This window comes from Pseudomonas sp. GM55 (genome assembly GCF_000282395.1).
GTDB lineage: Bacteria > Pseudomonadota > Gammaproteobacteria > Pseudomonadales > Pseudomonadaceae > Aquipseudomonas > Aquipseudomonas fluorescens_CC.
This window is the reverse complement of sequence record NZ_AKJJ01000053.1, coordinates 59031-84223: the sequence shown is the minus strand read 5'-3', so window position 1 is coordinate 84223 and position 25193 is coordinate 59031. Positions and strand designations below refer to the sequence as shown.

Sequence of the window (25193 nt, the reverse complement as noted above, 5' to 3'; positions counted from 1 at the left end):
GGGTTACGCCCTCAGTTCGATAGCTTCGAGCTGGTCGTTGAGTTGGCTGAACTGGTCGTCCAGATTATTGCGGTGATCGTCAGCGAGGTATTGGGCGAGGTCCGCCAGATCCTTTGCGATAAGGCCGTGACCAGTGGACAGGTCAGTGTGAATCGCCTTGCCGAGTGCCGACAGCCACCGTAGGTGGTCGCGACTGCATTCCATAGTGTCGAGCGATTCATTGGCGATTTGCGCGAAAGTTCCGAACGTCATGAGCGCATGTCCTCCAGCTCGATAGGCAACTTCAGTTGCTCTTTCAGATAAGCCACATCTTGCACCAGGCCTGGCTTGTCCCAGCGAAAGTGGGCGAGGCTGCGACCGCTCTGGCTTGCCTCCTGCGTCCGAGACTCCAGCTTCTGGCAGGCGTACCCATAACGGGTCTCGCGAAACGCCACAATCAGATCCGACTTCAGCTCTACCACTTGATCAGTATTGCGAGACAGCGCTAGCAGGAAAAACGCTTGATCTTCGTTCAGCAGGGCGAACCGCCGATGTTTTGCACCTCGAGAGCCTGGCGCCTTCACTGCCTCCGTTTGAAACGGAAGAAGTCCAAATCGTTTGATCTCGCTGGCGTACCGGTCGATCAATTCCATGGTGTTTTTGTGTTGATTACCCATCTGTTTGGCGAGCACGCGACTATCCACGCGGGGCTCGCCTTGGGATTTGATTAGGGTGATAGGGCTCATGCCGCCACCTTCTGGCGCTTGGCTGTTCGGTTGAACATCAGCGTCAGCACCTTGTCGGCCAGGGCGAACGAGCTTTCCAGCAGGCGGTAACGGTTACAGTCGCAGGGCTCACCCCAATTGTTCGGCGACTTCTCCGGCAAGTGTTCAAAGGTCAGGCAGTAGCTGTTCTCCAGTACGGGGATGGTCGAGTTCAGGCTGGTATCGCCAACCCACGTTGGCGCCTCAAAACGGTTGAGCGATTCAAAGTTATGGAAGTACACCAGGACGCGGGCAATCTTGGTGGGCGCCGTTTCCAGCAGGGCGGCTAGCGTGCCGCTGGTGGTAGTATTGCCTTGCGACAGGCTGCGTTTCTCTTCGAGGATCGTGGCCTTTTTCATTTAGGCCACCGCGCGGCTTTCGGCGATGCGGTCGTTCATCCAGTCGTAAATTTCAGCCTCGACCCACACTACGCACTTCGGCCCCAGCATTACTTGCTTTGGGAAGTTGTCGGCGGCAATGCGGCGGTAGATCTCGGTACAGGAAAGGCCGGTGATACCTTCAACTTCCTGGCGCTTGATAAAGCGGATTGCTGGCTTGTCGCCGGGGGCAAGTACGGCTTGCTTGGATTGTGTGCGGATGGGGTGGGGGGTGGCTGTCATCGTCTAGTCGCTCCAGGGAGGTTTGGGTAATTGACGATGGCTATTTGATACATTGCGCTTACGTGTTTCTATCCGAGTTTCAACGTCCGAAAGTTTCCGGAAAGTTTAAGCCTTAGAAAGCTTCCGGTTCTGCTGGTGCTCGGGCGGCGGCTTCTATCAGGGCCAAAGTTTCAAGCTCCGACAGATCTATCATCAGGTGGGCTGCCAGCGGTGCGATGGTCTTACGTAAGTTCGCCTCGCCAGCATCGTAGAGGCTTATAGCCGCGGACATGACGCGATCCGGAATATGGGTTTCGGTCTCCAGTGACCAGATCAGAAGGTCAAGGTAAGGCAGCAGTCCATAGCGCGCCCAGCGATCAAAGGGTGGTGTTCGGGGTTTACGCGCTCCGACCTGGTGGCTTGCCCTAGCATTCTTCAACCACGAATCGAATGCTCTTTTCAGTAAGGCATCAGGCGTACGCATATCAACCAAAAGTGCTGCGTTAGGTATTGGCTGGAAGAGAAAATAGTCGCGGAACTCAAGCGGCAAGTGAAAGTCACAATCGTCGGGGACGGGAGAATGGCCGGTTATAGCAGTCCATCTCTCAGCAAGGTCGCGCCCACACAGGCCATTTTCTGCTCCATGCTGGTCAGACTCCGCCTGCATACGCAAGTCGAGCGTGGTTATGTCTCTTACTGGCTGATTACCAGGGTGGCTAAGCCATGAAGAAGGCGAAGCTTCGCCATAGATGCGGCACCATAGTGGATTTTCGCGTACCTCGCGTAACTCCTCTGCCCTTACTTTTAGCCGCTCGCTCCATGCGTTGTAAAAATCTTCGGAGGTGGCGTCCGGCGATGCGCGTCTGCTTATTTCGCTAAGGAAATTGGGATGATCAAAAAGCGCCCACTTCCGCACGTCCAAGCACTCGAACCAGTCCACTGCGCCGAACGATCCAGTCCATCGGTACTTCTCCAGATCGAACCATTCCGGCAGGTCTTCTACGCGATCAATTTTTGCCATTTCTGCGCCCTCCCAGGCGATCCCGTATTGAATAGATCGGCTGACCAAGCGGGTGGGAAATTCGCGTTTCGGGAGCTACCCTAGATCAGCCAAAACTTGTTATGCCTTTCGCTTGATGCTCACCACGTTAGCGCCAGCGCATACGGCATCGATTGAGTCGGCCCAAGATTGCATCATCTCCCGGCGTTGCTCGACGTAGGCGGCATGGTTGTAGGTGCCCCGGATCTCATCGGTGTCACCGTGGGCGAGCTGGCGCTCGATCCAATCTTTGTTATACCCGCGTCCGTTCAGCTCGGTGCTGAGCAGGTGGCGGAACCCGTGGCCGGTCTGGCGCCCTTCATATCCCATTAGGCGAAGTGCCTTATTTACGGTGTTCTCGCTCATGGGGCGTTCAGGGTTGGCGCCAGCAAAGACCAGGGAGTAACGTCCGGTGACACCTTGGAGCTGGCGCAGGATGGCAACGGCTTGGCGGGGCAGGGGCACGATATGCGGGCGACGGGCTTTCATGCGCTCAGCAGGTATCGTCCAAGTGGCGGCGTCTAGATCGAATTCGGCCCATGGCGCTTGACGTAATTCACCAGGGCGAACCGCTGTCAGCATCAGCAGGCGGATGGCGTGTCGGGTCAGGATATGGATGTTCGCGGCTTCGCACTGGCCCAGCAGCTCGGGCAGCTCGGCAAAAGTGACGTGCGGGTGATGGCGGGCTGCTTTGACTGGAGCCGCTACCACGCTCAGATCGGTGGCCGGGTTGGCGTCTACCACGCCCTTGGCCAGGCCGTAGCGGAATATCTGGTGTAGCCATTGGCGGATCTTGCCGGCTGCGTTGAGCGTGCCCCGCGCTTCGACCGAGCGCACCAGCTCGACCAGCTCGGGTCGGGTGATGGTTTTTATCGGGCGGCTACCGATGCCGGGGATGATGTCGTTATCCAAATACAGCTTGGCCTTGTAGGCGGTAGCCTCTGCCCATCGTGGCGAGTTGTAGTCGTACCATTCCCGCGCTAGCGTCTCGAAGGTCAGCCCATCGACCTTCTGAGCCTGTTTGGCGGCTTTCTTGTGTTCGGCGGGGTCTGTGCCCTCTGCCAGCAGGTTGCGAGCCTCATCGCGGCGCTGGCGAGCTTTTAGCAGGGTGACAGCGGGGTATGCGCCAAGTGCCAGCATCTTTGCGCTGCCATTGAAGCGGTACCGATAGCGCCACAGCTTGGAGCCGGTCGGGGCTACTTCAAGGCATAGGCCATTGGCGTCGGTAAGCCGGTAAAGCTTGTCCTTCGGCTTGGCGGTGCGGATGGTGGTATCTGATAGTGGCAAAGCAGCCCCCTTGCAGGCCGCACCAGGCAGGCATTTAGCCGACTTGGTGTGAGTAGATTCCTAGACCGAACTGGGTCTACTCACGAATCTACTCACAAATGTTTGGGCTTACAAGGGAAGGGGTGGGAACCCTAGATAGCAAAAAACCCGCACTAGGCGGGTTCTCTGTGGGCTTTCAGGTGTTGTTGGTACCACCTGAAAACGAAAGGTGGTGCCCAGAGACGGAATCGAACCGCCGACACGGGGATTTTCAATCCCCTGCTCTACCGACTGAGCTATCTGGGCAACGGGGCGCATTAAACGGGTTTTTCAGGGGGTCGTCAAGCAAGTTTTCAAAAAAAATTTAATTATTACCGTCGCTTACGTTCCGACCCCCGAAAAATCGGGGTTATTCCGACGGCGGCACGTAGCCTTCGGCCTTGGCGTAATCCTCGCCGGAGAAGTACTTGTCCATCTCGCCTTGCAGATATTTGCGATCTTCGGCGTTCATCATGTTCAGGCGTTTTTCGTTGATCAGCAGGGTCTGGTGCTTTTGCCAGTCGGCCCAGGCCTTGGCCGAGACGTGGTCAAAAATGTCCTGGCCTTTGGCACCCGGGAACGGTGCGCGCTCCAGGCCTGGCAATTCTTCTTTGTACTTGCGGCACATGATGGTGCGGGTCATGACGACTCTCCTGCGTTCAATACGGCGGCCGCGCGTTCGAGCAAGGTCTTGACCGGGGCGGCAAGGCCCAGGCGCGGCGGGGTGGCGAGGTTATACCAGAGCCAGTCAGCCTCGGCCACGTGATGGCCGGTCTCCTGGACCTGAACCAGCCAGGGTTCGATGGATAACTGAAAATGGCTGAAGGTGTGCACCAGGCTCGGCAATGCCTGTTGTGTGCCCAGTTCCAGCGAATGCTGCGATGCCAGGTGCGGCAGGTCGTCGAGGTCGTCGAGCTCCGGAAGGCTCCACAAGCCGCCCCACAGGCCCGTGGAGGGGCGACGGTAAAGCAGAATGGCGCCCTCGGCGTTGGCCAGCATTGGCATCAGCGTGCGCTTCTGCGGGATGGCCTTGCGCGGCTTGGGGATCGGGTAACTGGTTTCCAGGCCAAGCATGTGCGCCTCACAGCCCTTTTCCAGCGGACACAGCAGGCAGCTCGGTTTACTGCGGGTGCAGAGCGTGGCACCGAGGTCCATCATCGCCTGGGTGTAGGCGTTGACCCGGTCGTGCGGCGTGAAGCGCTCAGCGTTGGCCCAGAGCTGTTTCGCGACCTTCGGCTCGCCGGGGTAGCCCTCTTGTGCGGTAAAGCGCGCCAGCACCCGTTTGACGTTGCCGTCGAGGATCGGCGCGCGCAGGCCCATGCTGATGCTGGCAATCGCACCAGCGGTGGACAGGCCGATGCCCGGCAGATCAGTGAGTTTTTCCACGTCCCGGGGAAATTCGCCGCCGTACTGCTCGACGACGATTTTCGCGGTCTTCTGCAGATTGCGCGCACGGGTGTAGTAACCCAGGCCTGTCCACAGGTGCAGCACTTCGTCTTCCGCTGCCGCCGCCAGGGCCTCGACCGTTGGCAACGAGGCCATGAAGCGATCGAAGTAGTTCAGCACGGTGCTGACCTGGGTCTGCTGCAACATGATTTCCGAGACCCATACCCGATACGGGTTGATGCCCTGCTGCCAGGGCAAATCGTGACGGCCGTGGCGGTCGAACCAGTCCAGCACCGCCGTTGAAAACTGCTCGGCTCTCATCGCTTGAACAGTTCCTTGAGTGCGTCTTTCAGTTTCGGGTCGACTTTGTCGCCCCATTTTTCCTCGATTTTTTCGCTGATCCTGTCGCCGGCCACCTTGGTCGCGACCTGGCTCATGCGTTCGTTATCCACGCGGCAAGCCTTGGCGCCCAGCTCCAGCGGGCCGCGGCAGCGCAGTGGCCACTCGATACCGACAAACTTGTCGCCGACCTGGCAGGCCGGGTCCGGCATGGCGCTCGTATCGCCTTCGACGATGATGCCGACGCGATAGTCCATGCCCAGCACTCGCAGATCGATGTCACCGTCACCTTTGACGGCCATGCCCGGGATGCGCACTTTCAGGTCCGGGTTGCTGGCTACGCCGTTATGGAAGGTCAGGTTGCCCTTGAGCTCCTGGAACGGTGTGTCCTTGCCCCGCGGCTCGCCGCTGAGGGTTTTGCGGTTGAGCGTGGCGATGCCTTTGCACAACTGCTGCTCAATGTTGGCATTGAGCAGCACGCCATTGTTGATGACGATACTGGCGTTGCCATTGAGGGTTTCGATCAATGCTTTCTGGCTGTTGCCGTTGCCGGTCAGGCTGCTGTTGAGCGTGACCAGGCCTTTGACAGGCGGATTCTTGCCCTGGCTTTCGAGGATTTTTTCTGCCGGTACCCGGTTGATTTTCGTCTGCAGATTCAGCGCCGGCACTGGCTGGCGCACATCGAGCGTGCCAGCGGTTTCGAAGTTGCCCTCGTACAGATCGCCACGCAGGTTGGCCAGCGTCAGCAGGCCGCCCTGGCCGGTGGCCTTGAGCGCAGCGTTATGGATCGGCAGTTTTTGCAGGGTCAACTGGCCGAAGGTCAGGTCGGCGTCCACATCGAGCTTGCTCAAGCGTTCCACTGGCAACAGGCGCTCGCTGCTCCAGGCGTCCTTGGTCGGCGCGGGGGGCAGTGGTGTGCTGCCCGCACCGGCCATGGCATCGGCTTCGGTGCTGGCGACTTCGGCCTGGCGGACTTGCGTGGCGCTATTGGCCTCAGCGGATTTCGGCGGCAGGTAACGGTCGACGTTGAAGGTGTCGGCCTTGAGCACGGCGCGCAGCGATTGTTTGGCAAAGTCTTCGACGGCAATGCGGCCGCTGAAGGTGCTGTCGTCGACTTTCAGGTTGAGGTTGTCGAGCGCCAGGCTGGTCGGTGTCGCTGCCAATCGGCTGACCAGCTCGACTTTGCTCAGGCTGCCTTCGGCCATGGCCGGGAGTTTCTGGCCGATGCTTTCGACGAATTTCGCCAGGTCGAACTGGGCAATCGAGACGCCACCGCTGACCTGTGGGGTCTTGTCGAGGTCGTTGACCTTCAGTTCACCCAGTGCCCGCAGTTGGTTGGCGGAGATCTTGATACCGGTCCACTCGGCAACGTTGGCGGCCTTGTCCAGCACCAGCTGGCCTTGGGCGGAGAACGTCATGGTCTTGCCTTGCAGCGGGTCGCCGGTCACTTCACCGGACAACTTCATGTCTTCGAACTGATAACGCTGCAGCGCTCGTGCGATACGCACCTCACCATTGAGCTCGGTCCGAACCCGCAGTGCCGGCTGGTTGGCAGACAGGAAAGCCGTGAGCTTGAGCGGAATGTTGACTGAGTCGTGAACCGCACCGGTACTCAACTGAATACTTTCGGCGCTGAAGCTCTTGCCGGTTCGTTCGTCGGTGTATTCAACCCGTGCGTTGTTCACGGTCAGGCTGTCGATGTCCAGGCGAATCGGCTGAGGCGGTTTCTCCGCCGCGACGCTGGCTTCGGGCGCAGGTTCGACAGCGGCTGGCGGGGTGCCGGTCGCCGCGCCGGTGTTGGTCGTTGCAGGCACCTTGCCGATGTCCTCCCAGTTGCCGTGACCATCCTTGTCGCGGTTCAGGCGCAGATTCAGGCCTTCGACGCGCACGTCGCTCATCTGCACTTCACGGCGCAGCAGCGGCAGGACGCGCACCGACAGGCCGAGCATCTGCAGATCGGCGTACGGTTCGGTCGGTTTGACCAGGGTCGCGACACTGGCGTCGTGCAGTTCCAGGCCCAGCCACGGGAACAGGCTCCAGCCGATATCGCCATTGAGCGTCAGCTCGATGTGGGCCTTGTCGCGGGCAATCTGGCGGATCTCGTCTTTGTAGTCGTTGGGATCGAAGAGGTGGGTCAGGGCAAAGCCCAGCGCCACAATGATCAGCAACAGCCCGAGAAGTACCAGACCCAGGATTTTGCCGAACGCTTTCATGGGCGAGTCCTTGTAGATAGTCGAATTCAAAATTTAGCCGAGGAGTATAGCGCCACCGGATAGACGACCGGTCAGCGATCACTCCGGCAACACATCCAGCGACAGTTTCAGCTTGGCGGCCAGTGCCTGTGCCTCCAGGTGCCCGGCAGGCGCCAGCAAGCGCAGGGTCATGCCCGATTGCTCGGCCATTTTCCGGGCTTCGGCCACCAGTCGCTCGGCAACACCGCGGCGACGGGTAATTTTTCGCACACAAATTTGTGACAAGTACCAGGCGTCCTGGTGCCTTTGCAAACGGGCCGCGCCCAGCAGGCGATCATTGAAGCGCCCGGCGATCAGTGTGCCGTCGCGCAAACAGTCTTCGATCAACTGCGCTTCCCCGGAAAACGGAGCGAACAACCAGTCTGGAGCATCGCGGTAGATCTTCTGCAGATCCTGCCGATCCTGGGACGTGGCGTGGTTCAGCGGCTCGACAATGATCGGCATGGTGATTCCTGTGAGGTCATGAGGCGAGAGAGATCGGATAACGTACAAAAGGTGATGTCAGTTTGGTTTTTCGGTCACTTGCAGATGGTAACCTTTGCCCGTTCGTCCGTCCTTCTGCGACCTGTTGTCGCACAACAAGGTGCTCCGCAAAAAACGGTCATGCCTGCGTGCATAAAGGCCGGGAGTGGACCGTGGCTGGCGAACCCTACTGATAATTGGGGGAAACACAATGACTACGAGCATCACGGCGGACGGCTTCAATGCCAGCCAGCCTGCGTTCCTGTCCAAGGAACGGATCATCGCCAGGCCCGGTTTCAACCGCTGGCTGGTACCACCGGCCGCGTTGGCCATCCACTTGTGCATCGGCATGGCCTACGGTTTTTCGGTGTTCTGGCTGCCGCTGTCCAAGGCGCTGGGCATCACCGCTCCGGTAGCCTGCGCGCCGGACATGAGTTTTATCGCACAAGTCTTTTCGTCTCAGTGTGACTGGCCGATCTCGATGCTCGGCTGGATCTACACGCTGTTCTTCATCTTCCTGGGGTGCTCGGCCGCCATCTGGGGTGGCTGGCTGGAGCATGCCGGACCGCGCAAGGCCGGTGTCGTATCGGCGCTGTGCTGGTGCGGCGGTCTGCTGATTTCAGCGCTGGGGGTGTATACCCACCAGATCTGGCTGATGTGGATCGGCTCCGGGGTCATTGGCGGTATCGGCCTGGGCCTGGGGTACATTTCACCGGTATCGACCCTGATCAAGTGGTTCCCGGACAAGCGCGGCATGGCGACCGGCATGGCGATCATGGGCTTCGGCGGCGGCGCAATGGTCGGCGCTCCGCTGGCGGCGGCGCTGATGGGGCATTTCGCTTCGCCAACCAGCGTCGGCGTGTGGCAGAGCTTCCTGGTGATGGCCGCGATCTACTTCGTGTTCATGATCGGTGGCGCGCTGTCCTACCGCGTTCCGCCAACCGGCTGGAAGCCCGAAGGCTGGACCGCCCCGGTGAAAAAAGCCTCGAACGCGATGATCACTCATCGTCATGTTCACGTGAATGTGGCCTGGAAGACGCCGCAATTTCGTCTGGTGTGGCTGGTGCTGTGCCTGAACGTATCCGCCGGTATCGGCATCCTCGGCATGGCGTCGCCGCTGTTGCAGGAAGTGTTCGCCGGCAAGTTGCTGGGCAATGACCTGGCGTTCGGTCAGCTCGACGCCTCGCAGCTTGCTTCAATTGCCGCCATCGCTGCCGGTTTCACCGGTTTGCTGAGCCTGTTCAATATCGGCGGGCGTTTCTTCTGGGCTTCGTTCTCGGATTACCTGGGCCGCAAAAACACCTACTTCGTGTTCTTCGCCCTGGGCTTTGCCTTGTACGGACTGATTCCGAACCTTGGTCATCTGGGCAGCGTCGCGCTGTTCGTGGCGGCGTTCTGCATCATCCTGTCGATGTATGGCGGCGGGTTTGCGACTGTTCCGGCGTATCTGGCGGACCTGTTCGGTACGCAAATGGTCGGCGCGATCCACGGTCGTCTGCTGACCGCCTGGGCTGCTGCCGGCGTGCTGGGTCCGGTACTGGTGAACTACCTGCGTGAATATCAACTGAGCATCGGCGTCGAGCGCGCAGCGGCGTACGACATCACCCTGTACATCCTCGCCGGCCTGCTGGTGCTGGGTTTCCTGTGCAATCTGCTGGTGCGTCCGGTGGCCGACAAGTATTTCATGACCGACGCCGAACTGGCCGCCGAACAGGCGCTGGGCCATGACAAGGGCGCTGACAGCAGCACCGTGTTGGAGTGGAAAGCGGCTGCCGGCACCAAGCCTTTGGCTGTTGCAGCCTGGTTGGTGGTGGGTATTCCGTTGGCGTGGGGCGTTTGGGTGACCCTGCAGAAAACAGCGGTCCTGTTCCACTAACGCAATACCTTGTAGGAGCTGGCTTGCTGGCGATCAATGCGGCACGGTGTGTCAGATACGCCGCCTTCGCTGCGATGCGTCGACCCGACAAGCCAGCTCCTGCAAGTCCGTGTTTCAGGTTGTCATGACAGGTATATCCCCGACGGCACGGGGTTCTATCCGTCAGCCATATCACCTCGCGTGTTTCTGTTTGGCGCCCGCGCCCCTATAATGGTTGCCTTTTTCGCCCAATGATTTTGCGGAGCTGGTGATGGCCGAACGTAAGGCGTCTGTCGAGCGCGACACTCTGGAAACCCAGATCAAAGCCTCGATCAACCTCGATGGCACCGGAAAGGCCCGATTCGATATCGGTGTTCCTTTTCTTGAGCACATGCTGGACCAGATCGCCCGTCACGGGCTGATCGACCTGGATATTGTCAGCAAGGGCGACCTGCATATCGATGATCACCACACCGTGGAAGACGTCGGTATCACCCTCGGCCAGGCTTTCACCAAAGCCATCGGCGACAAGAAAGGCATCCGTCGCTACGGTCACGCCTACGTGCCGCTCGATGAAGCACTCTCGCGTGTGGTGATCGACTTCTCCGGCCGTCCAGGCCTGCAGATGCATGTTCCCTACACCCGTGCCACCGTCGGCGGCTTCGACGTTGATCTGTTCCAGGAATTCTTCCAGGGCTTCGTCAACCACGCCAACGTCACCTTGCACATCGACAATCTGCGTGGGCACAACACCCACCACCAGATCGAAACCGTGTTCAAGGCTTTCGGCCGCGCCTTGCGCATGGCCGTCGAACTCGATGACCGCATGGCCGGGCAAATGCCTTCGACCAAGGGCGTGCTGTAATGCAGACAGTCGCGGTTATCGATTACGGCATGGGCAACCTGCACTCGGTGGCCAAGGCCCTCGAGCATGTCGGTGCCGGCAAGGTCCTGATCACCAGCGATGCGAACGTGATTCGCGAGGCCGACCGGGTGGTTTTCCCCGGCGTGGGTGCCATTCGCGATTGCATGGCGGAGATCCGTCGCCTCGGCTTCGATTCGCTGGTACGTGAAGTCAGCCAGGACCGTCCGTTCCTTGGTATCTGCGTGGGCATGCAAGCCTTGCTCGACACCAGCGAAGAGAACGACGGCGTCGACTGCATCGGTCTGTTCCCGGGCCAGGTGAAGTTCTTCGGCAAGGATCTGGTCGAGGACGGCGAACACCTGAAAGTCCCGCACATGGGCTGGAACGAAGTGAAGCAGAAGGTGAGTCACCCGCTGTGGCACGACATCCCGGACCAGGCGCGGTTCTACTTCGTGCACAGCTACTACATCGCTGCCGCCAACGCGCGGCAGGTGGTGGGTGGCGGTCACTACGGTGTCGATTTTGCCGCGGCGCTGGCCGAAGGCTCGCGTTTCGCCGTGCAGTTCCACCCGGAGAAAAGCCATACCCATGGCCTGCAGTTGCTGCAGAACTTCGCTGCGTGGGACGGTCGCTGGTAAATGGCCGTCAAGAAATCCAAGCCGCCCATCCTCACGCTCACCCCTGAGCAAGAGGACGAGGCCAATCGCAAGATCAAGCGTTTCATGGAAGACCGCTTTGAACTCGACCTCGGCTCGTTCGAGGCGGCGGAGATTCTTGAGCTGTTTACCCGTGAAATTGCTCCGCACTATTACAACAGGGCGATTTTCGATGTGCAGGCGCACCTCAAAGAGAGGTTCGAAAGCATCGAAAGCGACCTGTGGGCGCTCGAGAAAAACTGATTCCCGAGCCAAGCTGAACATTCAATTTTGAAGGTTTGCCAGATGCTGATTATTCCCGCTATCGATCTTAAAGACGGTGCCTGTGTTCGTCTGCGCCAGGGTCGCATGGAAGATTCCACAGTGTTCTCCGATGATCCGGTGAGCATGGCTGCCAAGTGGGTGGAGGGCGGTTGCCGCCGTCTGCATCTGGTCGACCTGAACGGCGCATTCGAAGGCCAGCCGGTCAACGGCGAAGTGGTCACCGCCATCGCCAAACGCTACCCGAACCTGCCGATTCAGATCGGCGGCGGTATCCGTTCCCTGGAAACTATCGAACACTACGTGAAAGCCGGCGTGAGCTACGTGATCATCGGCACCAAGGCCGTGAAAGATCCGGCTTTCGTCGCCGAAGCCTGCCGCGCATTCCCGGGTAAGGTGATTGTCGGTCTTGATGCCAAAGACGGCTTCGTCGCTACCGACGGCTGGGCTGAAATCAGCACCATTCAGGTGATCGACCTGGCTAAACAGTTCGAAGCCGACGGCGTGTCCGCGATCGTTTATACCGACATCGCCAAAGACGGCATGATGCAGGGTTGCAATGTACCCTTCACCGCCGCACTGGCTGCCGCCACGAAGATCCCGGTGATCGCTTCCGGCGGCATCCACAACCTGGGTGACATCAAGACCCTGCTCGACGCCAAGGCGCCAGGCATCATCGGTGCCATTACCGGTCGTGCGATCTACGAAGGCACCCTCGACGTCGCTGAAGCGCAAGCTTTCTGCGATTCGTACAAAGGCTGAGGACTGATCATGGCGCTGGCCAAACGCATCATCCCTTGCCTGGACGTGGATAACGGCCGGGTGGTCAAGGGTGTGAAGTTCGAAAACATCCGCGATGCCGGTGACCCGGTGGAAATCGCCCGTCGCTACGACGAGCAGGGCGCCGACGAAATTACCTTTCTCGACATCACCGCCAGTGTCGACGGTCGCGACACCACGCTGCACACCGTAGAGCGCATGGCCAGCCAGGTGTTCATCCCGCTGACCGTGGGCGGCGGCGTACGCACCGTGCAGGACATCCGCAACTTGCTCAATGCCGGCGCGGACAAGGTCTCGATCAACACCGCTGCGGTGTTCAACCCGGAGTTTGTCGGCGAAGCCGCGCAGCATTTCGGTTCGCAATGCATCGTGGTTGCCATCGACGCGAAGAAGGTTTCCGGGCCGGGCGAAACCCCGCGCTGGGAAATCTTCACCCACGGCGGCCGCAAGCCAACCGGTCTCGACGCCGTTGAGTGGGCGAAGAAAATGGAAGGCCTGGGCGCCGGTGAGATCCTGCTGACCAGCATGGACCAGGACGGCATGAAAAACGGTTTCGACCTGGGTGTCACCCGCGCCATCAGCGATGCGCTGGGCATTCCGGTGATCGCCTCCGGCGGTGTCGGCAACCTGCAGCACCTGGCCGATGGAATTATCGAAGGTCACGCCAGCGCGGTATTGGCGGCGAGTATTTTCCACTTCGGCGAATACACCGTGCAGGAAGCCAAGGCCTATATGGCTCATCGCGGAATCGTGATGCGTTAAACAAACCGATACAGGCCAGTGGACATCATGGCGGGCTCAAGGCACTCTTGGGTACGCCATGGATTTCGGTAGCCAGACATGCTTAAACGCCTTCTTCTAGCCCTCGCCAGTGCTTCTCTCTTGTTGGTCACCGGGGCGTACGCTAAAGACAGTCCCGATAGCGACATGGTGTTGCTGACGGAAAACTTCCCGCCGTACAACATGGCGAAGAACGGCAAGAACTTCGCTCAGGACGAGAACATCAATGGCATCGCCACCGATATCGTCCGCGAGATTTTCAAGCGCGCCGAGATTAACTACAGCCTGACGCTGCGCTTCCCTTGGGAGCGAATCTACAAACTCACCCTCGAGAAGCCCGGTTACGGCGTATTTGTCATGGCGCGGTTGCCGGATCGCGAAAAACTCTTCAAGTGGGTTGGTCCCATCGGCCCGGACGACTGGATCATGCTGGCCAAGGCTGACAGCAAGATCACCCTCGAAACCCTGAATGACGCACGCAAATACAAGATTGGCGCCTACAAGGGCGATGCGATCGCCGAGACGCTGGCCAAGCAGGGGCTCAATCCGATCGTCGTGCTGCGCGATCAGGACAATGCGAAGAAGCTGGTCAACGGTCAGATAGACCTGTGGGCTACGGGTGACCCGGCCGGGCGCTATCTGGCACGCCAGGAAGGGGTAAGCGGGTTGAAAACCGTACTGCGTTTCAACAGTGCCGAACTGTACCTGGCACTGAACAAGGATGTGTCGGACGAGACGGTGGCCAAGCTCCAGGCGGCGCTGGATCAGATGCGCAAGGAAGGGCGGGTGGACGAGATCATGGCGCAGTATCTCTAACTGCACACCTGCACACCTGCACACCTGCACATCCCTGTAGGAGCTGGCTTGCCAGCGATGGCGGCCGCAAAGGCAATGCAATATTCAAGACCGCTTCGCCGGCAAGCCGGCTCCTACAGTGGTTCGGTGGTGCTACGGATTAGCGGTATACGCCATCCTTGCCATGCGCTGCCGTCGCCCGATTGCCGCGCACACTGATCATCTGCCGGATATCAATCCACTCGATCCCTTGAGCCTTGAGCTTGGGCAACTCGCGTTCCAGCACCGTGAGCGTCTGTGGATACGGATGCCCGATCATCACTGCCGAACCCTGCTTGCGCGCGAGGCTGATCGCCGTCTGTAACTGCGTAAAGATCGCTGCTTCAGTACGTTCATCGTCGAGAAACACATCCCGCGAAACGCTCGCCAGGCCGATCTTCTGCGCTTCGGCAGCAGCCACGGTCTGCGCGCTGGTGCGACTGTCGACGAAGAACTTGTGCCGTCGTTGCAAGTCCGCCATCAGCCAGGCCATGGCGGCGGGTTGTGCGGTCATGCGGCTGCCCATGTGATTGTTGATGCCGCTGGTGTACGGGACCATTTTGAACGCGGCGTTCAGGCGTTTTTCCAGCTCGTCGATGGGCAACTCGGGGTGCCAGGCGAACGGTCCGGTAGCCGGATCCATGGGCATGTGCAGGATGACGATCTTGCCGGCGCGATGGGCTTCGCGGGCGAATTCGGTGGCGTGGGGCGTGTCGGGCATGATTGCCGTGGTCACCGGGCCGGGCAGGGCCAGCACGCGACGATCCCGAGGCAGGTTCTGCCCCAGGTCGTCGATGATCAGACTCAGGTAGGCTTTGTGGGGCGTCGATCCGGCGGGTTCTGCGTGGGCAATACCCGCCAGACAGCACAACAGAGCAATCAGCAACCGCAGAAACATCTCAACGGCCGGACGTGATGCTCAGCCCTTTGAGCAGGCTCAGGGCCTGGGCCAACTGGTAATCATCATCCTGTGGCATTGGCTTGGCTTTGCCGCTGGAGCCGGTCGGTTTGTCGGCGCCGCCGTTGCCGTTGCCCAGGTGACCCTGCAAGTCAGCTTCCTTGAAGTAGTCGCCGTCCTGCTCGCTGGTGATCTTGGCCTTGCGCACTTCGATGTCCGGGACGATGCCCTGGGCCTGGATGGAGCGGCCGTTCGGCGTGTAATACAACGCCGTGGTGATTTTCAATGCGCGTTCATTGTTCAGCGGCAGTACGGTTTGCACCGAACCTTTACCGAAACTGGTGGTGCCCATCAGCACGGCGCGTTTCTGGTCCTGCAGGGCGCCGGCGACAATTTCCGAAGCCGAGGCGCTGCCGCCGTTGATCAGCACGACCATTGGCACGGCTTCGCTTTCGTCCTTGCCGGTGGCAGAGAAACGCAGCTCGGAGTTGGCGATGCGGCCCTTGGTATAAACGATCAGGCCCTTGGTGATGAAGTGGTCGACCACTTCTACCGCCGCCTGCAACACCCCGCCCGGGTTGTTGCGCAGGTCGAGAATGATGCCCTTGAGTTTCTTGCCGTTGTCCTTGCGCAGCTTGGCCAGGGCCTTGGAAACCTCTTCACCGGTCTTGACCTGGAACTGGGTGATACGGATGTAGCCGTAGCCCGATTCCAGCAACTGGCTCTTCACGCTCTTCACCTGGATAACGGCGCGGGCCAGGGTCACGTCGAACGGCGTGCCGCCGTCGCGCACCAGGGTCAGGGTGATTTTCTGGCCGATCTTGCCGCGCATCTTGTCGACGGCTTCGGTCATGCTCTGGCCGCGGGTAGGCTGGCCGTTGATCTTGACGATGAAGTCGCCGGCCTGAATGCCGGCCTTGGAGGCAGGAGTGTCGTCAATTGGCGACACCACCTTGATGAAGCCGTCTTCGGCGCCGACTTCGATGCCAAGGCCGCCGAATTCCCCACTGGTGCTTTCCTGCAACTCGGCGAAATCTTCAGGGCCGAGGTAGGCAGAATGCGGGTCGAGGTTGCTGAGCATGCCCTTGATGGCGTTTTCCAGCAGGGTCTTGTCGTCTACCGGTTCGACATAAGCGGCCTTGATCCGGTCCATCACCTCGGCAAAGGTGCGCAACTCGTCCAGCGGCAGTGGCGCCTTGGTGGTCGCAGCAGTGCCCGCAGGCGCAACCGCCGGGGCTGGTTGAGCGGCAAACGCCAAAGGCGCGCCGATCACCAGGGCGATCGTCAGGGCCAGCGAGGTAAGGCGGGACAAATGCAGCATGTCGAACGAACTCCTGAATTAGGCGACGCGCTTATCCTTGCGCGTGACACCATTGCGCCGGGTCACTCGGGTGACCCTGCTGACGAATTGCGAAATACAGCGCTGGTGTGTCCTGCCCGCCACTGTTACCGACAGTGGAAATAGGCTCACCGGCTTTTACAACGTCACCCGCAGACTTGAGCAGTGTCTGGTTGTGACCGTACAGGCTCAAATAACCATTGCCGTGGTCGAGAATCACCAGCAGCCCGGCGCCGCGCAACCAATCTGCGAACACCACGCGACCACCGTGTACGGCATGCACCGCACTGCCGGAAGATGCGCCGATCATCACGCCATCCCACTTGGTCCGGGCATCATCGCCACGGCTTTCACCGAAGCGCGCCAGCAGTCGACCATCGACAGGCCAGGGAAGTTTGCCGCGGGTTGATGCAAACGGGCCGCCAAAAGTCTCGCCGGAACTGGAAACCAGTGCGCCGGGAGTCGACTTGACCGGTTTGCGTGGGGCATCGTCGTTGGCATCTGCCAGCGCCTGGGCCTCACGTAAACGCTTTTTTTCGGCTTCCTGCTGGGCAATCAGCGCTTTTTGCCGCGCTTCTTCTGCCTCACGGGCCTGGCGGGCCAGAGTTTCTTCAATGGTTTTAAGGACTTTAGACAGGTCTGCCTGATCCTGCTCGCGCGCCGCCAGCTTCTGATCGCGAGCCTTTACATCGTCATTGAGCTTGGCCAGGACTTGCTGGCGCTCCTTGCGGACTTTCTCGAGCTCGTCGCGCTGGGTGTCGAGGCTGCTTTGCTGCACCAGCAGTTGCGCCTGCTGCATCGCGATGTCTTTCTCGACATTGGACAGTTGGCGCAGGGTTTCGTTGAAACTCTTCAACTGCTCCAGGCGAGCCTGGCTCAGGTAATCGTAATAGGTGAGGGTACGGGCGAACTTCTCGGGGTTCTGCTGGTTGAGCAGCAGCTTGAGGTATTCCTGGCGACCGTTCTGGTAGGCCGCCCGGGCCTGTATGGCGATCAGTCGTTGCTGTTCAGTGCGCGCGCTCTGGAGTTTTTTTTTCTCTGCATCGAGGCGCTGCAGCTCGGCTTCGCTTTTCTTCAGCTCTTTTTGCAGGGCTTCGACCTGCTTCTCGAGCTTGCCCATTTCGGTTTCGGTGCCCTTGAGCTCTTTCTGCACACCGGACTTCTCTTCCTGCAACTTGCCCAGCAGTTTCTTCAACTCGGCAATGTCCTGACGCGTGGCGTCCAACTGTTGTTGGGTTTCTGCGCGCTCGTCAGCAAAGGCCGGTTGGAGCAGGCATGTCAGAGCTAGGGCTATCAGGACGCGAAGCATAGGGGCGGGCGGCACCAGGGAAAGGGACGGCCTAGTATGCCCGCCATGGGCGGCAAAAAAAATGCCCATTTCTGACTGTGTGATAACTGGAGTGAGCGGCAGGCTGAATTCCATTTCGAAAACTCCATAAACCACTGTGGGAGCTGGCTTGCCAGCGATTGCGTCGGCACATTCAACATAGCTGTTGGCTGCCAGATTGCTATCGCTGGCAAGCCAGCTCCCACAGGGTTTAGCGGGGTTTCGCGGATTCAGTTACACCAGAATCGAAGTCCCGGTCATTTCCGCCGGTTGATCCAGGCCCAGCAACTTCAGCATGGTTGGCGCCACGTCTGCCAGCACGCCGCCTTCGCGGACCTTCAGGTCGCGCTTGCCGACATAAATGAACGGCACCGGCTCGGAGGTGTGTGCGGTGTGCGCCTGGCCAGTGGTTTCATCGGACATTTGCTCGACGTTACCGTGGTCAGCCGTGATCAAGGCTTCGCCGCCGACTTTTTCCAGGGCGTCGACGATGCGGCCCACGCACAGGTCCAGGCATTCAACGGCTTTCACCGCTGCTTCGAACACGCCACTGTGGCCGACCATGTCGCCGTTGGCGTAGTTGACCACGATCACGTCGTAACGCTGGTTTTCGATGGCGTCGACGATGCGATCGGTGACTTCCGGTGCGCTCATTTCCGGCTGCAAGTCATAGGTGGCGACTTTCGGCGACGGAATCAGGATGCGCTCTTCGCCCGGGAACGGTTCTTCGCGGCCGCCCGAGAAGAAGAAGGTCACGTGGGCGTATTTTTCGGTTTCGGCGATGCGCAGCTGGGTCTTGCCGTTTTTCGCCAGGTAGTCGCCCAGCACGTTTTCCAGGCTGCCGGCAGCGAAGGCCGATGGCGCAGGGATGCTGGCGGCGTATTGGGTCAGCATGACAAAACCGGCCAGTTTCGGCTGGCGGGCACGCTCGAACTCACTGAAGTTGTCTTCGACGAACACGCGGGTCAGCTCGCGGGCGCGGTCGGCGCGGAAGTTCATGAACACCACGGCATCGCCGTCTTCGACTTTTACCGGCTCACCGATGGAGGTGGCTTTGACGAACTCGTCGCTCTCGCCGCGCTCGTAGGCCGCTTGCAGGCCTTCCTGAGCGGTGGCGGCGTTGAATTCGCCCTGGCCGTCGACAATCAGATTGTAGGCTTGGGACACTCGGTCCCAACGGTTATCGCGGTCCATGGCGTAGTAACGGCCGATCAGGCTGGCGATCCGGCCTTTGCCCAGGGCCTGGAAGGTCGCGTCGAGCAGTTCGATCGACGATTGCGCGCTTTTCGGTGGGGTGTCGCGGCCGTCGAGGAAGGCGTGCAGGTAGATGTTTTGCGCACCGCGCTTGAAGGCCAGTTCGGCCATGGCGACCAGGTGATCCTGGTGGCTGTGCACGCCACCATCGGACAGCAGGCCCATGAAGTGCACGGCTTTTCCGGCGGCGACGGCTTTGTCCACGGCGGCGCAGATGGTCGGGTTCTCGAAGAACTCGCCGTCGCGGATCGATTTGGTGACCCGAGTGAAGTCCTGATACACCACGCGGCCGGCGCCCAGGTTCATGTGGCCGACTTCGGAGTTGCCCATCTGGCCATCCGGCAGGCCGACGTCCATGCCGCTGCCCGAGATCAGGCCGTTTGGCACAGTGGCCCACAGACGATCCAGTACAGGCTTCTTCGCCGCGAAAATGGCGTTCGATTCGGGGCTGTCGCTGTGACCGAAGCCGTCGAGAATCATCAGGACCAAAGGTTTAGGCGTGGTAGTCATGGAATCCACTCTGGCTTAAGTTAAAGGGGCGATGGAAAAGGGAGTCGCAGTTTAAAGCGAAGTTCCGGCCACGTCACCGCCGGACGGGGTTTGGCCCACCATAGTGGCTGTGTATACTGGCCGACATTTTAACGCCCTGGAACCTCCTTCGATGGTTGCTCACCTGATTGAATTCGCCACTAACCACTACATTCTCGTCGGTATCTTCGTCGTACTGCTGGCGTTGCTGATTGCCTATCAAATGCAGGGCGGCGGCCGCAGCCTGAGCACCGGCGAACTGACCGGCCTGGTCAACAAGGACGCGGGCGTCGTGGTCGACATCCGTCCGAGCAAGGATTTCGCCGCCGGTCACATTGTCGGTGCGGTGAACATTCCCCAGGACAAGCTGGCCGCCCGCGTTGGCGAACTGGAAAAACACAAGGCCAAGACCATCATCCTGGTCGACGCCATGGGCCAGACCGCCGGTACCCACGCCCGCGAACTGATGAAATCCGGCTTCACCGCGGCCAAGCTGTCCGGCGGTATTTCCAGCTGGAAAGCCGACAATCTGCCGCTGGTGAAGTGATATGAGCAGCGTCGTCGTCTATTCCAGCGATTACTGCCCTTACTGCTCGCGAGCCAAGTACCTGCTCGAGAACAAAGGCGTGGCCTTCGAAGAGATCAAGGTCGATGGCAAGCCGCAGGTGCGCGCTGCGATGGCCCAGAAGGCCGGGCGTACGTCCGTGCCGCAAATCTGGATCGGCAGCACTCACGTGGGCGGTTGTGATGATTTGTTCGCCCTGGAGCGCGCCGGCAAGCTCGACGCGCTGCTCAAGGCCTGACGGCAATACCCCAAACCAGCAAACCTAAAAGAACCCTGGATCAAGAAGGATCTGCGATGACTGACCAACAGAACACTGCTGCGAACGAAGAAGAAACTGCACCGCAATTCTCCTTGCAGCGCATTTATGTGCGTGACCTGTCCTTCGAAGCTCCGAAAAGCCCGGCGATCTTCCGCCAGCAGTGGGAGCCGAGCGTCGCTCTGGATCTGAACACCCGTCAAAAGACACTGGAATCCGACTTCCACGAAGTCGTGCTGACCTTGTCGGTTACCGTGAAAAACGGTGACGAAGTGGCGTTCATCGCCGAAGTGCAACAGGCCGGGATCTTCCTGATCAAGAACCTGGACGACGCTTCGATGAGCCACACCCTGGGTGCGTTCTGCCCGAACATCCTGTTCCCGTACGCTCGCGAAACCCTGGACAGCCTGGTGACCCGCGGTTCGTTCCCGGCACTGATGCTGGCTCCGGTGAACTTCGATGCGCTGTACGCACAAGAGCTGCAACGCATGCAGGCTGCTGGCGAGACGCCGACCGTTCAGTAAAAGCTTCGTTTGCTCCATGAAAAAAGCGCCTCTGAAGGCGCTTTTTTCATGGAGCAAACGAAACCTGTAGGAGCTGGCTTGCCAGCGAAGGGGCCATCACGCTCAGCCTCTGTGCTGACTGTTACACCGCTTTCGCTGGCAAGCCAGCTCCTACACAAGGGTGGCGGTGTTATTTGAAGTTGTTCTGGCGCCAGGCTTCGTACACGGCCACTGCCACGGTATTGGACAGGTTCAGGCTGCGGCAGCCTTCGCGCATCGGCAGGCGCAGGCGTTGCTCGGAGGGCAGGGCATCGAGCACCTCGGCAGGCAGGCCGCGGCTTTCCGGGCCGAACAGGAATGCATCGCCGGGGACGAAACTGGCGTCGTGGAACGGACGCGAACCTTTGGTGGTGAAGGCGAACAGCCGCGGGTTGCCCAGGCTTTCCAGGCAGCTGGCCAGGTCCGCATGGCGTTGCAGGGTGGCATACTCGTGGTAGTCGAGGCCGGCGCGGCGCAGACGCTTGTCGTCCATCTCGAAGCCCAGCGGTTCGATCAAATGCAGGTGGCAGCCACTGTTGGCGCACAGCCTGATAACGTTGCCGGTGTTCGGCGGAATTTCTGGTTGGAAAAGGATGACGTGAAACATGCACGGCTCCGAAGGTAAAGATGACGCGCATTCTACGCCGCCGGAAGGCGTGCGTTCGAAACTATTCCTGCCGGTGATGGGCTCGCTGGCGATTGTCGGGGTGATGGTCGGGATGATGATCGGTCGCCTGACCACACCAGACCCCAGTCAGTTGCAGCAGGTCGAGGTGACGAGCGACGGGCTGGTGGTGTGGTTCAACAACGAACCCAAGACTCACGGCGAAATTGTCGACGGTAGTGTCGCGCTGCTGTTTGACGCCGAGGGCAAGGCGCAGAAAGGCCAGCTCAAGCTCGGCGACAGGGAGGTGAACTGGCGGGTACGTTTGAGCGATGGGGGGGTGTTGCTGACACTGGTGGCGGCCCGGCCCCTGCAGGGCGAGTGGGCCGGTAGCGAGGTCGACGACCGCTGGCGACTGGAGATCCATCTCCGAGAGCAATAAAAGAGGGAATCCCCGGCCTGCCTGTACCAAGGTTCCCGAAACGGGAGGCTCGTCGCGACTGCGGTTTGAGCCTGGTGTAAAGAGGGAACCCCTGACCTGCCTGTATCAAGGGCCCCAAAACGGTTGGGCTCGTCGCGGAGGCGGTGTGAGCCCGGTGTAAAGAGGGGAATCCCCGGCCTGCCTGTACCAAGGTCCCCGAAACCGGTCAGGTGAACTGATTCACCTGAAAGAGTTATTGCAGGGGGCGTGCCAGGTTTTAAGAATGCGAAACAAAATAACGCCTCAAAACGCCGAAAGCCCCGTAATCCGGGGCTTTCGTGTTTTTTCGATAGGGGTTCGATTGTGAGCTCTGGCAGGGTTTCGGAGCGATTGCTGTGCGCGATTGCGGTTCACGGTGCATTGCGGCGGTGCATTAGGCCTCCAAAAGCATCGCGGGCAAGCCCGCTCCCACAGGTTTCAATGTTGCTCACCAGATAGTGAAAACACAGAAAATCCATTGTGGGAGCGGGCTTGCCCGCGATTGGATCTAACGGTCAGTAAAGTACTAAAGGCAGTTCAGCCCTCATCCCCCTCATCATCATCCCCACCATCCACCTTCATCCCCAGTTCCTTGATCTTGCGGGTCAGGGTGTTGCGCCCCCAGCCCAGCAAAACGGCGGCATCGCGGCGGCGACCGGCGGTGTGTTTGAGCGCGGTCTCGATCATGATCCGCTCGAAGGCCGGCACGGCACTGTCGAGCAGGCTCGACTGACCGCGGGCCAGCGCCTGGTCCGCCCACTGGCGCAGGGCCTGTTCCCAGTTGGTCACGGGGGCCGAATCCTGCGGCAGGCTCAGCAACTCCGGTGGCAGGTCGCCGATGTGCACTTCGCGACCCGAAGCCATCACCGTGATCCAGCGGCAGGTGTTCTCCAGCTGCCGCACGTTGCCGGGCCACGGCAGGTTCTTCAGGTATTCCTCGGTTTCGCTTTTCAGCAACTTCGGCTCGACGGCCAGCTCCTGGGCTGCGCGGCTGAGGAAGTGCCTCGCCAGGGTCGGAATGTCTTCGCGACGATCCGACAGGCGCGGGATATGGATGCGGATCACGTTGAGGCGATGGAACAAGTCCTCACGGAATTTCCCGGCATGCACCAGGGTTTCCAGATTCTGGTGAGTCGCAGCGATGATGCGCACATCGACCTTCACCGGCACATGACCGCCGACGCGGTAAAACTCGCCATCAGCCAGTACGCGAAGCAAGCGGGTCTGGGTGTCGGCCGGCATGTCGCCGATTTCATCGAGGAACAGCGTGCCGCCGTCTGCCTGTTCGAAGCGCCCGCGCCGCAGGTTGGCTGCGCCGGTGAACGCACCTTTCTCGTGGCCGAACAGCTCGGACTCCATCAGATCTTTAGGAATCGCCGCCATGTTCAGTGCGATGAATGGCGAAGCTGCCCTTGGGCTGTGACGGTGCAGGGCGTGGGCCACCAGTTCTTTACCTGTACCGGATTCACCGTTGATCAGCACGGTAATGTTGGAGTGGCTCAAGCGGCCGATGGCGCGAAACACCTCCTGCATCGCGGGTGCTTCACCGATGATTTCCGGGGTGCGGGTCAGGGTCGGGGCGACTTCCAGGCCTTGTTGTTCCTGGGCGTGCTGGTTGGCGCGCTTGACCAGGGAAACCGCTTCATCGACGTCGAACGGCTTGGGCAGGTACTCGAAGGCGCCGCCCTGATAGGACGCGACAGCGCTGTCCAGGTCAGAGTGAGCGGTCATGATGATCACTGGCAGCCGTGGATGCTGCTCGCGAATCCGCGCCAGAAGGTCCAGGCCGCTGGTGCCGGGCATGCGGATGTCGGAAATGATCACGTCCGGTTGCTGGCGCGCCAGGCGGCTCATCACGCCATCGGCGCTGTCGAAGCTTTGCGTGGTCATGCCTTCCTGTTGCAAGGCTTTTTCCAGGACCCAACGGATAGAACGGTCGTCATCGACGATCCACACGGTTTCACTACGGCTCATGTCGATGTGGCTCCTTGTTCCAGTGGCAGAAAGATCGAGAAGGTGGTGTGGCCGGGGTGGCTGTCACACTCGATCAGGCCCTGGTGCTGGCTGATGATGTTCTGGGTAATGGCCAGGCCAAGCCCGGTACCGTCCGGACGGCCGCTGACCATGGGGAAGAAAATGGTTTCCTGAAGTTCCGCAGGGATGCCCGGACCGTTGTCGATGATCTCGATCTTGGTTACCAGGCGATGGCGCACGTGGCCGATGGTGAACTGGCGCATGGTCCGGGTGCGCAGGCTGATGCGGCCCAGGCGCAGTTCGTTCTGGCTACTGATGGCCTGCATCGCATTGCGCACGATGTTCAGTACGGCCTGGATCATCTGTTCGCGGTCGATCAACACGTCGGGGATGCTTGGGTCGTAGTCGCGCACCAAAGTGATGCAACCCTGGCTTTCGGCCTCCACCAGCTGGCAGACACGCTCCAGCACTTCGTGGACATTGCACAGAGCCAGTGACGGCAACTTGTTGGAGCCGAGCATGCGGTCCACCAGATTACGCAGGCGGTCGGCTTCTTCGATGATGACGTTGGTGTAGTCGCGCAGGCTTTCTTCCGGCAGTTCCCGGGCCAGCAATTGCGCAGCGCCGCGAATCCCGCCCAAGGGGTTCTTGATTTCATGAGCCAGGCCACGCACCAGCATCTTGCTGGTTTCCTGCTTGGACAGCTGCGCTTCTTCCTTGGTGATCCGCAGCAAGCGGTCACGAGGGTGGACTTCAAGCAGCAGCATCGTGTCGCCATTGCTCAGGATCGGCGTTACTGCGTAGTCAACGGTCAGGGTCTGGCCGGTGAGGGCGGTGAGCATGGCTTCGCGCTTGGTGAACGGGTGCGCTTGTTCGACGGCCTGGCGCAACGAATTCAGCGCTTCGGCCGATTCGGTAAACAATTCACTGATGAACTGCCCATGGCTGCGCTGGCCGCTGATGGCCAGCAGCATCTCCGCCGCCGGGTTCATATACTCGAGGCGCAGTTCGGCGTCGAGCAGGATGGTGGCGGTGGTGAGGTTATCGAGTAGCAAACGGTGGAGTGCGTCGCTAATGGTCATCGGGACCTCTTTCTGGGCAGAGCATGCGCTAGAAAACAGCGCTGATACGGGCAAAATGCAAAAACCAAACCAAGGCTCCGAAAAGAAGCGTTCAGCGCCTGAAACGGGTGTTTGACGCTCGATTGCGTGGCGCTTTGCCAGCTTTCGCGGGTAGTTTCGAACCAAAATGGGTTGGAATGTGAGTACGGTGCAAGCAATTGCACCAATA

Annotated in this window: 28 protein-coding genes and 1 tRNA gene; 11 read left to right on the top strand and 18 right to left on the bottom strand. The window is 60.0% G+C overall.

The window, feature by feature from the left end; translation table 11 throughout:
• Positions 1 to 3: 3 nt before the first annotated feature.
• From PMI31_RS15250 to PMI31_RS15200, 11 genes are all read right to left on the bottom strand, one after another.
• Positions 4 to 252 carry a hypothetical protein gene (locus tag PMI31_RS15250; protein ID WP_008018977.1) on the bottom strand — a complete coding sequence of 83 codons (249 nt, stop codon included), beginning with the start codon at positions 250 to 252 and terminating at the stop codon, positions 4 to 6.
• On the bottom strand, positions 249 to 725 hold the full coding sequence (locus PMI31_RS15245; RefSeq protein ID WP_008018976.1) for a Rha family transcriptional regulator: 477 nt from the start codon (positions 723 to 725) through the stop codon (positions 249 to 251). Before PMI31_RS15245 ends, PMI31_RS15250 begins: the two co-directional genes overlap by 4 nt.
• On the bottom strand, positions 722 to 1102 hold the full coding sequence (locus tag PMI31_RS15240) for a hypothetical protein (RefSeq protein ID WP_008018975.1): 381 nt from the start codon (positions 1100 to 1102) through the stop codon (positions 722 to 724). Before PMI31_RS15240 ends, PMI31_RS15245 begins: the two co-directional genes overlap by 4 nt.
• The gene (locus PMI31_RS15235; RefSeq protein WP_008018973.1) at positions 1103 to 1363 is read right to left on the bottom strand and encodes a helix-turn-helix transcriptional regulator; all 261 of its coding nucleotides are present in this window, start codon (positions 1361 to 1363) and stop codon (positions 1103 to 1105) included.
• A 112-nt stretch (positions 1364 to 1475) separates the two neighbouring features.
• Positions 1476 to 2363 carry a DUF6387 family protein gene (locus PMI31_RS15230; protein ID WP_008018972.1) on the bottom strand — a complete coding sequence of 296 codons (888 nt, stop codon included), beginning with the start codon at positions 2361 to 2363 and terminating at the stop codon, positions 1476 to 1478.
• Between the two features lie 99 nt (positions 2364 to 2462).
• Positions 2463 to 3668 (bottom strand): tyrosine-type recombinase/integrase, encoded by a 1206-nt coding sequence (locus PMI31_RS15225; RefSeq protein ID WP_008018971.1) that lies wholly within the window; start codon positions 3666 to 3668, stop codon positions 2463 to 2465.
• A gap of 209 nt (positions 3669 to 3877) precedes the next feature.
• Positions 3878 to 3953: transfer RNA gene (locus tag PMI31_RS15220), tRNA-Phe, on the bottom strand.
• A 103-nt stretch (positions 3954 to 4056) separates the two neighbouring features.
• Positions 4057 to 4329 carry an oxidative damage protection protein gene (locus PMI31_RS15215; RefSeq protein ID WP_007972770.1) on the bottom strand — a complete coding sequence of 91 codons (273 nt, stop codon included), beginning with the start codon at positions 4327 to 4329 and terminating at the stop codon, positions 4057 to 4059.
• Complete coding sequence (gene mutY, locus PMI31_RS15210; RefSeq protein WP_008018970.1) at positions 4326 to 5393, bottom strand: A/G-specific adenine glycosylase; 1068 nt, start codon at positions 5391 to 5393, stop codon at positions 4326 to 4328. Before mutY ends, PMI31_RS15215 begins: the two co-directional genes overlap by 4 nt.
• Positions 5390 to 7624: an AsmA family protein gene (locus PMI31_RS15205; protein WP_008018969.1), complete on the bottom strand. Its 2235-nt coding sequence runs from the start codon at positions 7622 to 7624 to the stop codon at positions 5390 to 5392. Before PMI31_RS15205 ends, mutY begins: the two co-directional genes overlap by 4 nt.
• 78 nt (positions 7625 to 7702) lie before the next feature.
• Positions 7703 to 8107 (bottom strand): acetyl-CoA sensor PanZ family protein, encoded by a 405-nt coding sequence (locus PMI31_RS15200; RefSeq protein WP_008018968.1) that lies wholly within the window; start codon positions 8105 to 8107, stop codon positions 7703 to 7705.
• A gap of 229 nt (positions 8108 to 8336) precedes the next feature.
• Between PMI31_RS15200 and PMI31_RS15195 the strand changes: the two genes are divergently transcribed.
• The 7 genes from PMI31_RS15195 (at position 8337) to PMI31_RS15165 (ending at position 14138) form a co-directional block, all read left to right on the top strand.
• The gene (locus tag PMI31_RS15195; protein ID WP_008018967.1) at positions 8337 to 10001 is read left to right on the top strand and encodes an OFA family MFS transporter; all 1665 of its coding nucleotides are present in this window, start codon (positions 8337 to 8339) and stop codon (positions 9999 to 10001) included.
• 250 nt (positions 10002 to 10251) lie between these two features.
• Entirely contained in the window at positions 10252 to 10845 is a 594-nt protein-coding gene (gene hisB, locus PMI31_RS15190) for an imidazoleglycerol-phosphate dehydratase HisB (RefSeq protein WP_003186751.1), read from the top strand.
• Positions 10845 to 11483 (top strand): imidazole glycerol phosphate synthase subunit HisH, encoded by a 639-nt coding sequence (gene hisH / locus PMI31_RS15185; protein ID WP_008018966.1) that lies wholly within the window; start codon positions 10845 to 10847, stop codon positions 11481 to 11483. The genes hisB and hisH overlap by 1 nt, the downstream gene beginning before the upstream one ends.
• On the top strand, positions 11484 to 11744 hold the full coding sequence (locus PMI31_RS15180; protein WP_008018965.1) for a DUF2164 domain-containing protein: 261 nt from the start codon (positions 11484 to 11486) through the stop codon (positions 11742 to 11744). It begins immediately after the preceding gene.
• Positions 11745 to 11786: 42 nt separating this feature from the next.
• Positions 11787 to 12524 (top strand): 1-(5-phosphoribosyl)-5-[(5-phosphoribosylamino)methylideneamino]imidazole-4-carboxamide isomerase, encoded by a 738-nt coding sequence (hisA, locus tag PMI31_RS15175; RefSeq protein ID WP_007972753.1) that lies wholly within the window; start codon positions 11787 to 11789, stop codon positions 12522 to 12524.
• A gap of 9 nt (positions 12525 to 12533) precedes the next feature.
• Positions 12534 to 13304, top strand: a complete 771-nt coding sequence (gene hisF / locus PMI31_RS15170; RefSeq protein ID WP_007972752.1) for an imidazole glycerol phosphate synthase subunit HisF — start codon at positions 12534 to 12536, stop codon at positions 13302 to 13304.
• Between the two features lie 78 nt (positions 13305 to 13382).
• Positions 13383 to 14138: a substrate-binding periplasmic protein gene (locus PMI31_RS15165; RefSeq protein WP_008018962.1), complete on the top strand. Its 756-nt coding sequence runs from the start codon at positions 13383 to 13385 to the stop codon at positions 14136 to 14138.
• Positions 14139 to 14277: 139 nt separating this feature from the next.
• On the opposite strand, the gene PMI31_RS15160 is transcribed toward PMI31_RS15165, so the two are convergent.
• From PMI31_RS15160 to gpmI, 4 genes are all read right to left on the bottom strand, one after another.
• Positions 14278 to 15054 carry a divergent polysaccharide deacetylase family protein gene (locus PMI31_RS15160; RefSeq protein WP_008018961.1) on the bottom strand — a complete coding sequence of 259 codons (777 nt, stop codon included), beginning with the start codon at positions 15052 to 15054 and terminating at the stop codon, positions 14278 to 14280.
• Between the two features lies 1 nt (position 15055).
• Positions 15056 to 16375, bottom strand: a complete 1320-nt coding sequence (locus PMI31_RS15155; RefSeq protein WP_008018959.1) for a S41 family peptidase — start codon at positions 16373 to 16375, stop codon at positions 15056 to 15058.
• A gap of 31 nt (positions 16376 to 16406) precedes the next feature.
• Positions 16407 to 17702, bottom strand: a complete 1296-nt coding sequence (locus PMI31_RS15150) for a murein hydrolase activator EnvC family protein (protein ID WP_043302410.1) — start codon at positions 17700 to 17702, stop codon at positions 16407 to 16409.
• 252 nt (positions 17703 to 17954) lie between these two features.
• Positions 17955 to 19484 carry a 2,3-bisphosphoglycerate-independent phosphoglycerate mutase gene (gpmI, locus tag PMI31_RS15145; RefSeq protein WP_008018957.1) on the bottom strand — a complete coding sequence of 510 codons (1530 nt, stop codon included), beginning with the start codon at positions 19482 to 19484 and terminating at the stop codon, positions 17955 to 17957.
• Between the two features lie 151 nt (positions 19485 to 19635).
• Between gpmI and PMI31_RS15140 the strand changes: the two genes are divergently transcribed.
• From PMI31_RS15140 to secB, 3 genes are read left to right on the top strand one after another with little or no spacing between them, the layout of a single operon-like run.
• Positions 19636 to 20049 carry a rhodanese-like domain-containing protein gene (locus PMI31_RS15140; protein WP_007989216.1) on the top strand — a complete coding sequence of 138 codons (414 nt, stop codon included), beginning with the start codon at positions 19636 to 19638 and terminating at the stop codon, positions 20047 to 20049.
• Between the two features lies 1 nt (position 20050).
• Positions 20051 to 20305 carry a glutaredoxin 3 gene (gene grxC, locus PMI31_RS15135; RefSeq protein ID WP_008018956.1) on the top strand — a complete coding sequence of 85 codons (255 nt, stop codon included), beginning with the start codon at positions 20051 to 20053 and terminating at the stop codon, positions 20303 to 20305.
• A 56-nt stretch (positions 20306 to 20361) separates the two neighbouring features.
• Positions 20362 to 20847 carry a protein-export chaperone SecB gene (gene secB / locus PMI31_RS15130; RefSeq protein WP_007972740.1) on the top strand — a complete coding sequence of 162 codons (486 nt, stop codon included), beginning with the start codon at positions 20362 to 20364 and terminating at the stop codon, positions 20845 to 20847.
• 169 nt (positions 20848 to 21016) lie between these two features.
• Here the strand turns inward: secB and trmL are convergent, their stop codons facing one another.
• Positions 21017 to 21472 (bottom strand): tRNA (uridine(34)/cytosine(34)/5-carboxymethylaminomethyluridine(34)-2'-O)-methyltransferase TrmL, encoded by a 456-nt coding sequence (gene trmL, locus PMI31_RS15125; protein WP_008018955.1) that lies wholly within the window; start codon positions 21470 to 21472, stop codon positions 21017 to 21019.
• On the opposite strand from trmL, the gene PMI31_RS15120 reads away from it, so the two are divergent.
• On the top strand, positions 21471 to 21911 hold the full coding sequence (locus tag PMI31_RS15120) for a hypothetical protein (protein WP_043302397.1): 441 nt from the start codon (positions 21471 to 21473) through the stop codon (positions 21909 to 21911). The genes trmL and PMI31_RS15120 overlap by 2 nt on opposite strands.
• A 555-nt stretch (positions 21912 to 22466) precedes the next feature.
• On the opposite strand, the gene ntrC is transcribed toward PMI31_RS15120, so the two are convergent.
• Together ntrC and glnL are read right to left on the bottom strand one after the other, a co-directional pair.
• A complete protein-coding gene (ntrC, locus tag PMI31_RS15115; protein ID WP_008018952.1) occupies positions 22467 to 23903 on the bottom strand; it encodes a nitrogen regulation protein NR(I) in 1437 nt (478 codons plus the stop codon).
• Complete coding sequence (gene glnL, locus PMI31_RS15110; protein WP_008018951.1) at positions 23900 to 24985, bottom strand: nitrogen regulation protein NR(II); 1086 nt, start codon at positions 24983 to 24985, stop codon at positions 23900 to 23902. Before glnL ends, ntrC begins: the two co-directional genes overlap by 4 nt.
• Between the last annotated feature and the right edge of the window lie 208 nt (positions 24986 to 25193).